At 60.1% G+C, this 15,207-nt stretch carries 12 protein-coding genes; 7 read left to right on the top strand and 5 right to left on the bottom strand.

Features of this window, described 5'->3' with window-relative positions:
• Nucleotides 1–3: 3 nt before the first annotated feature.
• Nucleotides 4–1,254 (bottom strand): phosphonoacetate hydrolase, encoded by a 1,251-nt coding sequence (gene phnA / locus IB267_RS18825; protein WP_192448962.1) that lies wholly within the window; start codon nucleotides 1,252–1,254, stop codon nucleotides 4–6.
• A 10-nt stretch (nucleotides 1,255–1,264) separates the two neighbouring features.
• Nucleotides 1,265–2,371, bottom strand: a complete 1,107-nt coding sequence (gene psrA / locus IB267_RS18820; protein WP_192448961.1) for an iron-containing alcohol dehydrogenase PsrA — start codon at nucleotides 2,369–2,371, stop codon at nucleotides 1,265–1,267.
• Nucleotides 2,372–2,526: 155 nt separating this feature from the next.
• Between psrA and IB267_RS18815 the strand changes: the two genes are divergently transcribed.
• The 7 genes from IB267_RS18815 (at nucleotide 2,527) to IB267_RS18785 (ending at nucleotide 10,986) form a co-directional block, all read left to right on the top strand.
• Entirely contained in the window at nucleotides 2,527–3,387 is an 861-nt protein-coding gene (locus tag IB267_RS18815) for a LysR substrate-binding domain-containing protein (protein ID WP_192448960.1), read from the top strand.
• A gap of 436 nt (nucleotides 3,388–3,823) precedes the next feature.
• Nucleotides 3,824–5,419, top strand: coding sequence for an ABC transporter substrate-binding protein (locus tag IB267_RS18810; protein ID WP_192448959.1), 1,596 nt, complete (start codon nucleotides 3,824–3,826; stop codon nucleotides 5,417–5,419).
• A 53-nt stretch (nucleotides 5,420–5,472) separates the two neighbouring features.
• On the top strand, nucleotides 5,473–6,450 hold the full coding sequence (locus tag IB267_RS33990) for an ABC transporter permease (RefSeq protein ID WP_192448958.1): 978 nt from the start codon (nucleotides 5,473–5,475) through the stop codon (nucleotides 6,448–6,450).
• Nucleotides 6,443–7,318 (top strand): ABC transporter permease, encoded by an 876-nt coding sequence (locus tag IB267_RS18800; protein WP_192448957.1) that lies wholly within the window; start codon nucleotides 6,443–6,445, stop codon nucleotides 7,316–7,318. The genes IB267_RS33990 and IB267_RS18800 overlap by 8 nt, the downstream gene beginning before the upstream one ends.
• A 3-nt stretch (nucleotides 7,319–7,321) precedes the next feature.
• The gene (locus IB267_RS18795; protein WP_192448956.1) at nucleotides 7,322–8,986 is read left to right on the top strand and encodes an ABC transporter ATP-binding protein; all 1,665 of its coding nucleotides are present in this window, start codon (nucleotides 7,322–7,324) and stop codon (nucleotides 8,984–8,986) included.
• Entirely contained in the window at nucleotides 8,976–9,884 is a 909-nt protein-coding gene (locus tag IB267_RS18790; protein ID WP_192448955.1) for a CehA/McbA family metallohydrolase, read from the top strand. Before IB267_RS18795 ends, IB267_RS18790 begins: the two co-directional genes overlap by 11 nt.
• Before the next feature lie 76 nt (nucleotides 9,885–9,960).
• A complete protein-coding gene (locus IB267_RS18785; RefSeq protein ID WP_192448954.1) occupies nucleotides 9,961–10,986 on the top strand; it encodes a LacI family DNA-binding transcriptional regulator in 1,026 nt (341 codons plus the stop codon).
• Nucleotides 10,987–11,243: 257 nt separating this feature from the next.
• On the opposite strand, the gene IB267_RS18780 is transcribed toward IB267_RS18785, so the two are convergent.
• From IB267_RS18780 to IB267_RS18770, 3 genes are all read right to left on the bottom strand, one after another.
• Nucleotides 11,244–12,044, bottom strand: coding sequence for a M55 family metallopeptidase (locus tag IB267_RS18780; RefSeq protein WP_192448953.1), 801 nt, complete (start codon nucleotides 12,042–12,044; stop codon nucleotides 11,244–11,246).
• A 366-nt stretch (nucleotides 12,045–12,410) separates the two neighbouring features.
• Nucleotides 12,411–13,505: a pyridoxal phosphate-dependent aminotransferase family protein gene (locus IB267_RS18775; RefSeq protein ID WP_192448952.1), complete on the bottom strand. Its 1,095-nt coding sequence runs from the start codon at nucleotides 13,503–13,505 to the stop codon at nucleotides 12,411–12,413.
• Nucleotides 13,506–13,512: 7 nt separating this feature from the next.
• Nucleotides 13,513–15,186: a serine hydrolase gene (locus IB267_RS18770; RefSeq protein ID WP_192448951.1), complete on the bottom strand. Its 1,674-nt coding sequence runs from the start codon at nucleotides 15,184–15,186 to the stop codon at nucleotides 13,513–13,515.
• Nucleotides 15,187–15,207 lie beyond the last annotated feature (21 nt).

Below are 15,207 nucleotides of genomic sequence, written 5' to 3'. Positions count from 1 at the left end.
GGTTCAGCGCACCAGATTGAGCGCGACGTCGAAGACATCGAAATTGCGGAGGATCCGTCCGTCAGGAACCTCGATCTTGCGGTTAGCAATCAATGGGACCCTTTGCTCGGTGAGACCGCCGTGCGAACGCAGCGGTTCGGTCAGACCGGAAAGATCGTGGCGTGCCCTTGCCGTTCCGAGCACCTTGTGGCGCGAAGACAGCACCACGACATCACCGATCCGGTCAGCTGGCAGCTCAAACCGTTCGCAGGCTTCATCCGCCGAAACGGCGACGTCTATTCCCGCGATCCCATTCAGAAAATCGATGATATCTTCGTGATCGCCCACGTCGGCGTAAACTGTGGCGAAGGACCCAAGCGCGCCGTGATGGGCAACGTAAGGATCGGTAATCGGCAGGATGACGCGAGTGGCACCGGCGCCATAGCGCGCGTCGAGTATCTCCTGAAGGTAGATGACATCCGGTTCACCATTCTTCAGGTGCTTGTCATTCATGCCGTGGTCGGCGGTCATGACCAGTGTGCAGCCGGCGCTGTCGAGTTCGCCAACATATCGATCGAACATCTGATAAAAGTCGTTGGCGACCTTGGAACCGGGTGCCGCCTTGTGCTGCACATAGTCTGTCGTCGACAGATACATCAGGTCCGGTTTAAACGTCTTAAGCAGCTTGACGCCTGCGGCAAAGACGAATTCGGAGAGATCGGCCGAATAGACCTCCGGCAAGGGTAGACCGACGAAATCGAGGACATCTGCGATGCCGTTCTCGGTAACGGTCGCCTTGTCCGCCTTTTCAGAAGAAAAGGCGATGGCGGTTCCCTTGGTGAAATCGAGCCCCTTGCCGAGCAGCGTGCGGAGCTTGTCCTTGGCGGTTACCATTGCGACCTTAAGGTCCGCCTTCTGGAATTCGGCAAGAATGGTCGGCGCGCGCAAGAAGCGCGCATCGTTCATCATGACCTCTTCGCCACTCTCCCGATCGTAAAAGTAATTGCCGGCGATGCCATGGACGGCCGGAGGGCGACCGGTAATGATCGAGATGTTGTTGGGATTGGTGAAGCTCGGGATTACGGACAGAGCGCTCGTGTTTGCACCGGACTTCATCACCCGATCGAGGTTCGGCGCCAGCCCCTTCTCGATCGCCTGTTCGATGTAGCCCGGTTCCGACCCGTCGATGCAGATCACCACCACAGGCCTGTCGGGTCGCTTGTAGCTGCGACCGTTCGCGACGACCTCGGCACCGAAATTGACATAGGTGTTCATGATGGCTCCCTTATGCTGCGGCGAGGATTGCTTCGCGGCTGCCGATGAAGTTGCGGCCGCGCTCGCCCAGAAGTGCGTCGTTGATAGCGTTCAGCCAGTTGTCTTGAGTCACGCCATAGTCCGTCGCCTGGGTGGACACCCCAAGGCCCGCTAGAAAGGCGTCTAGATTGCTTGCGCCACGGACGAGGTCGTCGCCAAAGATCTGCTTGAGCGCCGCATCACAGTCCGCGTTTTTCCCGATCACGCTGCGCAAGATCGCCGGCAGAGTGAAGGAACACGCGATCCCATGCACCGTACCGTGGTGAAGCGTGAGGTAATATGAAAGCGAGTGCGCTAGCGCCGTCTTGGTGTTCGAGAACGCAAGACCTGCAAGAAGGCTTGCCCGGGACATACGTGACCTGAGATCGAGATTGTCGAGACGTTCCAGCAATTGGGGCAGAACCACCATGATCTCACGCGCTGCGAAAACGGCGTGGTTTGACGAGACCGGGTTGGCGTTTACGTTCCAGATGCTCTCAAGCGCATGCGACAAGGCGTCGAGACCCGTGCTCAGCGTGAGCGCGCGTGGGATGCCAAGCGTGAGTTCCGGATCAAGGATCGCATGTTCGGGATATAGGCTTTCGTGGGCGAGCGAGTATTTCTTCTTCGCGTCGGTGTCCCACACCGTGGCCCAACACGTCACCTCGCTTCCGGTACCGGACGTGGTCGGAACCGCGATTATCGGCAGATTGAGAAGGGTGTCGGCGCCAGCGCGGCCCTGAAGATAGGCTTGGACGCGTGCAAAATCCTTGCCCGAAGCGGCCAGGACCTTTGCCGTATCGATCACGGAGCCGCCGCCGATTGCCACGATCACCTGCGGAACCTTCGCAGCCGCACCGAATGCGGCGCATGCGGCGCGGAGGCCCTGAAAGCTCGGATTGGGCTCTACGTCGCGGACCACAACAGATGGTCGGCCGGCTTCCTTGGACACGCGGTCCACCAAAGCATCGAAGGCCGGATGGTCATTGTATGTCAGCAGGCAGTAGCTTCGGCCTGCAAGCTTCTCGCCGATTCTGGATATGGATCCCACGCCAAATGTGACGTTGACCGGGTTGGCGTATTTCCACGACTGCGACATCGCTTTCCTCCGAATTTCGTCTTCGGACGGTATAAGCGGGCCGTCGGTCACATTTGTCCAATTGATAGTTTATTGCTTATTCATATGTAAAACCTATGGACAACGAGCGGTGCGCGCGGCATGGTGCCCTGCCTCAAGTTTGTAGGAGCATGCTCGTGGCCATCGTTTTTACCCATCTTCGGTCATTTCATGCGGTGGCCGAACATCGCGGTTTCACAGCCGCAGCAAACGCGCTGCGCGTGAGCCAGCCGACGGTGACGACACAGGTCAGGGAGCTTGAAGAGCGCTACGGGGTGGAACTGTTTCTTCGGCAGGGCCGTCGCGTCGAACTTTCTGAAACCGGCCGTGCCCTTTACGCAATCAGTACACGCATCTTGAAGCTGCACGAAGAAGCGGAAGACCTTCTATCCAGCAGCGGTCACCTGACGACCGGGCAACTGCAGATCGCTGCCGTGGGTCCGTTCCACGCAACCGAAATGATCGCACGTTTTGTGGCGCGTTACCCCCTCTTCAAGGTCAGCATGCTGCTGGGCAACTCCGATCTCACGCTCTCGCGGATCCTCAATCTCGAAGCCGATGTCGCGATCCTGGCCCACCTGGTTGACGACCCCAGAGTACACACGGTGCCCTTCAGTACGCATGAGGTCGTCGTGTTCGTGAACTGCGACCATCCCTGGTATGGTCGAGACGAGATCAGCATCAGAGAGATCGAAGGGCAGCCGCTCATTCTTCGCGAACAAGGTTCAACGACGCGCCGAGCTCTGGAGACAATTGCCGAGAGTGCCGGCATAGCTTTGAGCCCGTTTCTGGAAATCGGCAGCCGAGAAGGGGTGTGGAAAGCTGTCGAACGAGGGCTTGGAATTGGCGTCGTCGCCGATTTCGAATTTGTCTCCCATCCCCGCCTGAAAACCATTCGCATCGCCGATTGCGCCGTGAGGACCGAATATCGGCTGGCCTGTCTCCAGGAACGACGCTCGTCGCGCAAGATCAACGCTTTTCTGGAAGCCGTGCTGTGATGCCGCCACGGCGGCGGTTGACGCGCGGCTTCAATCCTGCGGACTCCTTTGGCCAGACCTCGGCAAAGACGACGGGCGCGGATTGAAGCCGCGCCTTTCACGGCCGCACGCAATGCGGTCTCCTAAGGGCCTTCTGGGGACGCCTAAGCTCGCACATCGGGTACTGAAGGCGCAAAATCTGCCCGGTTCCGATCGCCGCCTGCGGTCACGCTATCCCATTCATCTCATTGTCGCAGAAACTGAGTAGGCTGCCTCACCCATATATAAAATCAATGAGGAGCATAGATACGATGTATTTCGCCAATACAGTAACACGTGTAAAGTTCAAGGCGGGAGATCAAATACGACAACGGAAACGTGCCAGCGCCGGCATCAGAGGTACCGTCGCGGGAATTCTTTTGACCATTGGCCGCTGCTGATACTGGGGAGGTTGGGCATGTCTGCAATTTCAAAGCGTGAGTTTTTACAACTACTTGGATTGACTGGCCTCGTATTGGGAGCAGCGTCTCTTTCGCCCGGGCGAGCCTTCGCACAATCGGTCGGCGCTCAACCGGCCTGGGCGAACCTTCCGGAGGGAGCGGTTCCGAAAACCGGTGGCAAACTCGTCTACGGACAGACCTACCCGAACTGGGCGGTCGGGACCTCTGACAATGGCAAACATCCCCATTTCTGGATCGACCTTCTGACGCGCTCGATCTGGAACTGCCTCCTGTGGGTGGACCACGACTTCAATCTTCAGGGCGAACTGGCAGAAAGTTGGCAGCCGACCGACAATTCGCTGACGGTCTGGGACTTCAAGCTCCGCGAAGGGGTCATGTTTCACAATGGCCAGGAAATGACGGCGGATGATGTCGTTGCCTCCATCAACGCCCACGTCGCCCAGAAAGGCAGTTCCTTCTTGAACAAGTGGTTCTCGAAGGTTGAGACCCAAGGCAAATACGCCGTCCGTTTCACTTTGAACGCCGGCTATGCCGAGTTTCCGTTCGCTTTGGCGGAATATCGCCTCGCGATCGTACCGGCTGCGACACCGGAGACCATCCTTACCGACGGTATCGGCACGGGTCCGTTCAAATTGATCGAAGTCGATAATCGCCGCGGCTTCCGCGCCGTGCGCAATGAGAATTACTGGCTCAAGGGGCGACCTTTTGTCGATGAGCTCGAAGGTTACGTCGTCAACTCGCAAACCGCGATCAACGGCTTCCGTTCTGGCCAATTCAATGCGGTGTTCAACATCGATCCGACGACGGCCGCCCAGTACGAGGGCGCGAACGGGGTTGTACATAAGTCAGCAGGCGGCGACCAGTTCCTGATCAGCCTGCCCAAGAACCTCGATTTGGTATGGAACGATCCGCGTATCCGTGAGGCAATCAGCCTGAGTATCGATCGCAACGCCATCAATACGATCGTCTACAACGACCCTGGCACCTGGGTCGGCAACGACACGCACATGTCAGGGCTAAATCAGGAATTCCTGCCACGCCCCAAGCCATACGACCCCGAGAGGGCCAAGCAACTTCTCGCCGAGGCTGGTCATTCGGGCGGGCTTACTCTGCCTGCAATCGTCTACTGCCCTTCGTTCCCCGAAGAACCCCGGGTCATGGCCGTGGTCGCAGAATCCCTCAAGAAGAACGGCATCAACGTCGAAATCCGCGAGATGCCTTGCGACGGCTTCAGCGCCTACCAACAACAGGTGAACGCGCCGTTTGGAAGGCCGGCACGTTCGCTTGTGGGACCGCGCAATCCGGCCATCAATCTCGGTCGCATGGCGACAAACGATTCTGAGTCTGCCGGCTGGTCGGGTGAAAAGGGGGACGGCTACAAGGCGCTTTATGCCAAGGCGATCGCGGAGCCGGACGGCGAGAAGCGCACCGAAATGTACCAACAGCTCCAGGCCATCGCCCAGTCGGACACACCGGCGATTGTCCTTGGTGGTCGCCGCAATATGTTGGCGCACGCTCCCTCGGTGAAGAACCTGAAGTCGCACTCTCAGAACTGGGGCAGCCGCTTCGACGACGTCTGGATCGAAAGCTAGCTGTCTCCGGGCCGCGGACCCCGCGGCCCTCATCACGTATCTGGGAGATTGACGTGCCGCGCATCGCCGCAATTATCGGGCGCAGACTTGTTCTGTCGTTCTTTATTCTGACCTTGACATCGCTGATCGTTTTCCTCGGCACAGAAGTGCTGCCAGGCGACGCGCTGACAGCAACCATTCCGGCCGACGAACTCGCTTTCATGCCGAAGGAACAGATCGATCAGATGCGCCAAGAGCTTGGGCTTGACCGGTCGATTCCTGTGCGTTTTTTCGAGGTATGGCAGCGGCTTATCACTTTCGACTTTGGGTCGACGATCATCAAGCGCGAACCCGTGTTCGACCGGATCCTCCATCCGATGATCAATTCCGCGGTCATGGCCGGCGTCGCCTTGCTGATCATGCTTACGCTCGTTGTCTGCCTGGGAGTACTCGCCACGCTTAGATCCGGTGGCCGGCTGGACACGGCAATCAGCGGCTCCACCCTGTTCACCTATTCGATGCCCGACTTCGTGGTCAGCAACATTTTCGTCATCATTTTCGCGGTCTGGCTCGGTCTGATGCCGGCCGTCATACTGGCACCGACGAACGCGCCCAAGTTGACGATACTTGCCGCGTCCATCCTTCCCGCAGTGGCGTTGTGCGTTCACGGGGCAGCCTATCAGTTCCGGCTGCTGCGTGCCGGCATGATCGAGGCGCTCAACAGCGACTACGTCGAACGCGCCCGGCTCGCCGGCGTTCCGACCTGGCGCATCGCGGTAAGACACGCGCTACCGTCCGCATTGATCCCGATGCTGAACGGCACCGCCACCTTCGTTGCCGGCCTGCTTTCGGGCGCAGTGGTCGTCGAAGCGGTTTTCAAGTACCCGGGTGCCGGAGGCGAATTGCTGCGGGCGATCTCCCAGCGCGAAATTCCGACCATTCAGGCAATCGCTTTTCTTGCCGCTCTCGCGGTGATCGCTGCAAATCTTGTGGCCGATCTTGCCGTCCTCGTCCTCGATCCACGCGTTCGCACGAGCTATCGTCATGGTTGATGTCAACACTTCGCCGCCGCAGGAAGCGCCGATCTATCGCTTGTCGCCATTGCGCCGCGCGCTATCCGAACCCGTAACGCTGATCGGCGTCATCGTCGTTGTCCTGCATCTGTTGCTCGGCGTCCTGAGCCCGCTGATCGCGCCATACGACGCAAGTGCTCTCGTCGGCGCACCGCTTATGCCGCCGTCGTCGGACTTCCTGATGGGCACCGACCAGATCGGGCGTGACTATTTCAGCCGCATCATCGAGGGAGGGCGGATTGCCCTGATGGTATCCTTTTGCGGGGTCGCGATCGCTCTCGTGATTGGCAGCATTCTTGGGGTATTCGCCGGGTACCTGGGCGGTCGGTTCGACGAGGCGATCATGCGCTTTGTCGACGCGATGATGGCCATCCCAGAGATCATCATGATCGCGATCCTCACCTTAGCGCTCGGCAAGGACGTGGTGGCGCTGATCCCAATCGTCGCCGTTGTTTACACCTGGGGTGTTGTCCGCGTCATCCGCTCGAAGACCATCAGCCTTTCGACGCTCGACTTTGTTCGGGCAGCCGAACTGCGCGGCGAGACCCGCTGGTCGATCATGCTGAGGGAGATCTTCCCCAATCTGATCGGCCTGCTTGGGGTCGAACTGGCGGTGCGCGTTTCCTCGGCCGTGTTGCGCATCAGCGCCCTGTCGTTCCTCGGTCTTGGCATCAGCCAACCGACACCCGACTGGGGCCTGATGGTGCAGGAAGCAATGGGTGTGGTCTTCACAGATCCCTGGTTCCTGCTGCTTCCAGCGGCGATGCTCTCCAGCTTGATCATTGCCGTCAACTTCGCCGTGGACGGTTTCGCCCGCGCCTTCGGCATTACATCGACGGAGCTTTGACCGATGCATCCTTCACACATTGAGGTTCGCGATCTCAAGCTCGTTTACGCGACCGGCCCCAAGCAAGAGGTCACCGCAGTCGACAGTGTCAGTTTTTCGATCGCAAAGGGCGAGACGCTCGGCATCGTTGGAGAAAGCGGATGCGGCAAGTCTTCGTTGGCGCGTGCGTTCCTTGCCTACACACGGCCCGGGGCTCGCTTTGCTGGCGGCTCCGTCAAGGTGTCTGGCGTCGACGTCTTGAATTTCGGGCCCGGGGAGCTTCTGAAATACCGTGGACGGAAGGCGGCGATGGTGCCCCAGAACCCGCTTTCCTCCCTGACCCCGCATCGCACGATCGGCAAGCATCTTGTCGAGTTGATCGAGCTTCACGATGCGGCCGGAAACAATTCCCCCCGGGCAAAAGCACTTGAGTTGCTTGCCGCGATGGAGCTTCCAGCCCCTGAGGCAATCTATGACCGCTACCCGCATCAGCTCTCCGGCGGCCAGCGGCAGCGCGTGGTGATTGCTGCAGCGCTGGTGGCAGAACCGGAATTGATCGTGCTGGACGAACCTACGACAGCCCTCGACAAGACGGTGGAATCCCAGGTTCTCGATCTCGTCGGTCGTCTCCAGAAGCGCACCAACACGACCGTTATATATGTCAGTCACGACCTGAACGTCATTGCGCGCATGTGCGAGCGCGTCCTGGTCATGAAAGATGGAAAGGTGCTGGAAGACGGACCAACGACGGAAGTCTTCGCCAATCCACGAACCGATTATGCGCGGGCCTTGATCGCCGCGATCCCAAGATTGAGCACGGCTACGCGCTCCAATGTGAAACGCCTGTCGTCGCCCTCGATGCTTGCTGCACGTAACCTTGACTTTGCCTACAGGACCGGAAGCAGTTGGACACCGCTCGGCCGCCTGTTTCCCAAGCGACAACAGCCCAACATCCTCTCGGAGATTTCGCTCGCTATTCCGGTCAACTCCACGCTCGGCGTGGTCGGCGAATCAGGTAGCGGCAAGTCCACCTTGGCGGCCATCATCGCCGGCCTCGTCGACGGAAACAGCGGCGCAATCGAGTTCGACGGCAAACGATTGTCGGGCCTGGCGACCCAACGTAATCGCGATCTTCGCCGACGCATCCAGATGATTTTCCAGGATCCGGCCTCGTCCCTTAATCCGCAGCATACCGTTGAGCAGATCATCGTGAGGCCGCTTCAGATCTTCTTCGGCATGACACGGGCAGCCGCTAGGGATCGGGCGGTGGAATTGCTGGGTGAACTTGATCTTGGTGCGCAGTTTCTAAGCCGCTCGCCGCGCCAGCTTTCCGGTGGGCAGCAGCAGCGCGTGGCGATTGCCCGGGCGTTTGCGGGCAAGCCGGATCTGGTCCTATGCGACGAAGTGACCTCAGCACTCGACGTGACCGTGCAGGCATCCGTGCTCAAGGCCATGAAGCGCCTGCAACGCGAGCACGGCACGGCCTATCTTTTCATCTCCCACGATTTGCCCGTCGTGGCCGAGATGTCGGACCAAATACTCGTCCTCGAAAAGGGAAACATCCGCGACTACGGCGATACCGCTACTGTCCTTAGCACTCCGACCTCAGACTATACGAAACGGCTCCTGGCGGCATTCGAGACCGCCTCTCAACAACTAGCAAACAGGACTTTGAAGCATGCAAATTGACGCCTTCGCCGCACCGGGAAAGTTCTATCGGGGCAATCTGCACACACACTCCACCATTTCGGATGGCAAGTTGCATGCTGAAGAAGTGTGCGAACGATACCGTGCTCGTGGCTATGATTTCATTTGTCTTTCAGACCATTTCCATGCCGCCTACAAATTCGCGATAGCAGACACGCGCGCCTACAGGACGGATCGCTTTACGACCATCATAGGGGCGGAATGCCACGCGCCTGCGACTGAAAACGGTGAGGCATGGCATATTCTCGCCGTCGGCTTGCCTCTCGAGTTCGCCAAATACGCTGAAGACGAAACAGGCCCGCAAGTTGCTCAACGCTGCCTGGATGCCGGCGCGTTCGTCGCAATTCCACACCCTGAATGGTACGCCCTTTCGATCGCGGATGCGGCCACGATCCCCGGCGCGCACGCAGTCGAAGTCTATAACCACACCAGTCAGGTGCTGAATGGGCGCGGAGGCGGTTCCTACTACCTCGACGATTTGCTTAATGCGGGCCGGCGCATCAATGCGCTTGCTTGCGACGATGCCCATTGGGTCGTGGAAGCCGATCGCAATCGTGATGCATTCGGCGGTTGGGTCATGGTGAAGTCCGAAGCCAACGAGCCCGACGCGCTCGTCGAAGCGCTCAAGAATGGCCACTACTACTCGTCGCAAGGGCCGATGATCGAGGACATCTCGATCGACGGCGACAACATCGAGATCAAATGCTCAGCAGCGTTTCAGATTTCTGTCGTCGGCCGTGCATCCAAGAACGAGAAGATCTCGGGCATTGACCTCACCTCGGCCAAGCTCCCGTGGAAGAAGTTCGCGGGCGATTGGGCAAGGGTCGTCGTCATCGATGCATCGGGCAAGATCGCTTGGTCGAATCCATTTTATTTGTAATCCTGCGTGTCGCCGGCTACCGGATTCTATATGAGAGGACGTGAGAGGCCGGGGACAAGCAGGGTTCAGTCGAGACATGAAAAGGCCAACCAGCCACGACGTAGCCCGGAAGGCGGGTGTTTCCCGCACGACGGTCTCGCTTGTTCTCAACGGATCCGATCTTCTAAACGTCACGGACGAAACGCGAAAGCGCGTGCACGAGGCGGCTCGCGCGCTGAACTATCGGCCGAACCGTGCGGCCCTTGGCCTGGTCAAGGGACGCTCGGAAACGCTCGGCATCGTGGTCACGCATCCGACCCTCCTTGCGGTGGACGGTTTCGTGACGGCGCTCATCCAGGCGCTGGTGACCCGAAGTCGTGAGGAAGGGTATCGCGTGATACTCGACTATGTCAGCGGTCAGGGAGAGAGGACCTATACGAACCTCGTCTCAGAAGGGTCGGTCGACGGTCTCTTGGTGATCAATCCTCTGAGCGGCGATAGCGAACTGTGCAACATCATCGAGACTGGATTTCCTGTCGTTCTGATCGGTCAGATGGGGTCGCCGAACGAACATAGCGTGCGGACGGACATCGAAAGCGGCGTGCGTGCCGTGGTCAAACATTTGAGCGACCTTGGACACCAGCGAATTGCACATGTGGCGTTTGCGCCGCCGGAATTCATCGCAGGAAAGGCCCGACTTTCAGCCTACACGCGGGCAATTGCGGAACTGAACTTGCAGCAGGACCCCGAACTTGTCACTCATGCCGCTTTCAGCGCCGCCTCGGCAAGACAAGCCACACACCGGTTGCTCGACGGAATGAGCAAGCCTCCCAGCGCGGTTTTCGCCGGCAATGATACAATTGCCGTCGGTGTTCTCAGAGCTTTGACCGAACGTGGTCTCCGCGTCCCGCAAGACATCGCCCTTGCCGGCTTCGACGACCTCCCAATCGCGTCGATGCTCACGCCCTCTCTCACCACGGTTAGGCATGACCCGAGCCAGCATGCCGCGCTGGCCGCGGATATGCTTGTGCGCCAGATCCATCGAAAAACTGTAACCGAACGAAAGGTTGAAATCGCTCCAGAGCTAGTGATCCGCGAGTCCTGCGGTCGGGTATCGGATTGATCGAAACAGCCGCGGGTTGACGCGAGATTTTCACGTCGGCGAGCATTGCTGTCGATACCTATGCCGCTCTAGCAGGAACATAGCGTGTCGAGCGTTGTCGTCGCACCCAATTTGGCCGCGCCGACGTTGCGCTCCAGATCGCCGCACGTTGGGCGACATCGCGCGGATCAGCGCTTCTCAGTTGCAAGCTCTATGGCTGGAGGGGAGGGTCGAAGGCCTCTGGCGCACGGAAAAGCTGCAGCTGGAACGCGACCTGATCAAGCTTTCAGGAAAACCAGCGCGCGCAAGATCTCGGCAAAATCCGCATGCTTGAAGGCAACGGCGCGAGGACCGTGCGCATAGGCTCCGGGATACCAACCGGCACGATAGGCATCTGTCGGATTGTTGAACTCGATCACCACTTCGTAGCGCTCGGCCCTGGACGGCAGCGCCTGAGAAAAATCGCCGGACAGCGCTTCTGCTACGCCTTCACGAATAAGCCGGCGCGACCAGGCAGGCGAGATCGACGTCGTTGACCGACCTTTTCCCTCCAGTGTTTCAACCGACTTCAGCCCCGGCACCATCGCCCGGGCGTCGGCGCAAATACCGGCATCGCCGGCAAGGAAGACCGACGGTACGCCGTACCCGGCGGCACAGAGCGCGTTGACGGTGAATTCCGAGGCGACCTCGCCGTTGAGAACCAGGCGCGAGATGCGCATGGTGGAGGTATGGGCGAGCGGATTTTCCTCGCTGCCGGCTTTGGAGTGATAGCCCGTATAGATCGCGGCCGCGAAGCCGGCATCGAGGCCGAACATCATCGCATCGGGATGGCCGGACCAGCCGCGCACGATGCGGACGTAGTCCGGCAGGCGATCGAGAATGAGGTTGCGTCCACTGTCATGGGCGTCTTTCACCACCACTTCGGTCGCACCGGCGGCACGCGCGCCCTCGCAGGCGGCGACCACCTCGGCGGTCATCAGGGCGCGAAATTCGCTCCAGTCGGCATGGGTGCGCTCGGCTTCGTCCCATTGCGCAATGCCTGCGGTGCCTTCGATATCAGCGGAAATGAAGACTTTCATGGGTAGGTTCCTCTATCGGTCAATCGGGAAGAGCGGGATAGATGCGGTCGTTTCAGGCAGGCATCACGAAGGCCAACACCGCGCTCGGCGCCCGGCAACCGCAGGGCTTCAGCGGCCATTTGGGCAGACTTGGTTATCGGCGAGGCACGCATGATTGGTAACCGGCGATTTGCATGTCGTTGGGACGGAACATTGGTCAAGCTCCCCACCACAGGCCAATTCAATTTGCGCAAAACTCCATGCAAAAATCGCCTAACCCCTGAAATTTCAATTTGTTATGGATACCCTCTCAGGAACAAACGGGCATGCACGATCGGTAGCGCGATGCCGCCGACGCCAACGTCGGCGGCATCGCCACACGCAGGTCTAAAGAAGCTCGCCCATCGACTGCAGGAGCCGATCAATCTGATCGGTCGAGTGCTCGGAAAACACCGCAAGCCGCATGGTCGCGACATCGGACGCGTCGGAATAGCCACCAGGCTGCTGCACCCTGACAATGATATCGCGCTCCGCAAGACGATCGCGCAGTTGTTCGAGGTTGGTGACGCCCTTGATGGTGACGATCGGTACCGGCGTGTCGGCAACGTCGAACCCGAGGCTCCGCAACCCGCTGCGCACATGCTTGACGTTGCGAACGAGATTGGCGCGCTTTTGCGGTGTCGCCTGCAGAACGCGCAACGATGCGGCGGCAGCGGCGGCAAGCCCCGGTGGCGCCGGCGAGGCCCCACGCATGATCATGGCATTGCCCGCGATCTTGGCGGCCAGATCCGCACTGCCAGGAACGATGCCGCCGAGCGCGCCGAACGCCTTGCTCATGGTGCCGGCGAGATAGTTGCCCTCGCCTTCGAGACCCGCGTGCTGCAGCGATCCGCGGCCGGTCTCACCAAGGACGCCGACGCCGTGGGAATCGTCGATGCACAGCAGCGCACCATCATAAGGGGCCATGGCCTGCCGATAATCCCCAAGTGGCGCCAATCGCCCGGACGACGGAAAGACGCCGTCGGTCAGCACCGCCGGGCGCTCGCCCGCCTTCACATACAGCGACAGTTGCGCAGCAAGATCCTCCGGATCGGCATGTCGAAACTCATGAACCCGCTTGCCGAGCGTCGGGATCGCGTCACGGGTGCTGTAATGCGTTGCGGAATCCATGAGGATGACATCGAATTCGTCGCGCAGCCCCTGCAGCAACACCATGGGGCTGGTGTAGCCGGAGATCATGTAGACGACCTCCTCCGTGCCGAACCAGTCGCGCAACCGCTCCTGCAAATCGGCATAGACCTGCATATGGGCAAGTGTCCCCGGACCCATGCCGTAGCGCCTCGTCGCTTCGCAGGCCGCCTCGATCACCTCGGAGTGGCCATGCAGGCAGAAGTACGACGTGCCGCAATAATAGTCGACCTCGCGCCCGCCGATGAACATGCGGGCGCCAAGAGGTGACTCCATCTTGATTGGAGCGGTCATGATTGGGTCACGCAGCTTCGGCTTGAGACGGGCTGCGTCGCTCCAGGAACATCGGGCCGACGCGGATGCCGCGCTTGCCGCTATCGTCGACGGCGTCGAGTTCGAGGATCTCGTCTTCGTAAAGCCGCCCATGCATGAGGAAGCGGCCCTCCTCGACCGGCTCGCATGTGTGGGTGCAGAAGTACTCGATCAGGCACTTCAGGCCGCCATGGCTGTAGGTCAGGTAGGTGATGTTGAAGTCCGGCCCGTATTCGCCGAGATGCGGCGCAATGGCATCGGGCACAGTCTCATCCTCAGGCGTCTCTATGCGTGTCCAGCTTGTATCCCGCCACACGAGCTTGCCGGCTGCCGGGAAGGAGAGGTTCATGTGGGCATAGTCCGCACCGCGCCCGTAGATACGACCGTCGATGACGAAATCGTTGCCGGCCACCGGACGGATCCGGTGCGGTACGCCCTCGCCCATCAAGTAGATCTTGCCGCCCTTGGACTTGACCTCGACGATCTCTTGCGTCGCATCGTCCCGGTAGTAGCCCGGAAGCGTCTCGAGCTGCGCTTCCGTAATTTCCGGCGGACGCTGTGTCCGCTCCGGCATCTTGCCCATCTTGCGTTCGGCAAGGACAATGCGCACACCTTCGACACCGAGCCGCGAGGCGATCTGGTTGGCGAAGTCGAGGGTCGCGAAGATCAGCACGCCGACGCCGGCTGACGGCAGCAGCATCATCTGCGAGGCGTAGCCGTAGACCGCGCCGCCGTGGCCGACGGAAGTCCAGCCGTCAACTTCGCCGGCGCCGAAGCACAGGCCATAACCGGCGAGCGTCTTGTCGCCACCCGGACGCTTGCCGAACGGCGTCCACATTTCGCGCAGCGACGCCGGCGAGATGATGGAATTGCCCTCGGCATCGAAGCCTCCGCGCAGCAGGCATTGGGCGTAGCGCGCCATGTCGCCGGTGGTGGAGAAGATGTTGCCGGCCGGCGACCCGCCGAGGCTGAACACCGGCGCTGGCGTATCGCCGTCGAGCGTCCACATGTCGGCAGGCGCCAGCCGCTCGCGAATGCCCGGCGCCATGCCGCAGGACGAGCCATCCATGTGAAGCGGCTTCAGGATGTTGGCGGCAACATAGTCGGAATAGCTCTGGCCTGTAACGACTTCGATCACCCGACCGACGACGGCGATGCCGGCGTTGGAGTAGTGCATCACCCCGAGGCTCGGGTCCTGCTTCAAGGTCGAGTTCGCGAGCTCGTCGACTGTATCCTCCAGCGGAGGACGGGTCGCGTCGAGATAGTGGCCACTCTTCGGTTCGCGCACGAGGCCCGCCGTATGGGTCATCAGCTTGCGCAGGCTAATGACCGAGCCGTAGGGCCCGCCCTCGGAGCTCGCGAACGGGTTCATCGGCTTGAATCCGGGCAGATAGGTCGAGACGTCGACATCGATATCGACAAGGCCCTTTTCGACCAGTTGCATGATCGCAAGCGACGTGAAGGTCTTGGTGATCGAGCCGATACGGAAGCACGTGTCCTTGCCCATGTGGAAATGGCGGTCATGGCGCTGGACATGGCCTTCGGCAAGCACACCGTCGCGGTCGACGAGGGCGTAGGAGATCGACGGGATCGCCTTATCCTCGACCTCGTACCGGATCAGATCCTCGAATAGCTCGATGGAAGCAGCAGACAGAGGGGACATAGAAAATGCTCCTTGGGTCGT

The organism is Ensifer sp. ENS09, from assembly GCF_014852425.1.
GTDB lineage: Bacteria > Pseudomonadota > Alphaproteobacteria > Rhizobiales > Rhizobiaceae > Ensifer.
Note: the sequence above shows the minus strand (reverse complement) of the source record. Positions and strands in the feature narration are given on the sequence as shown.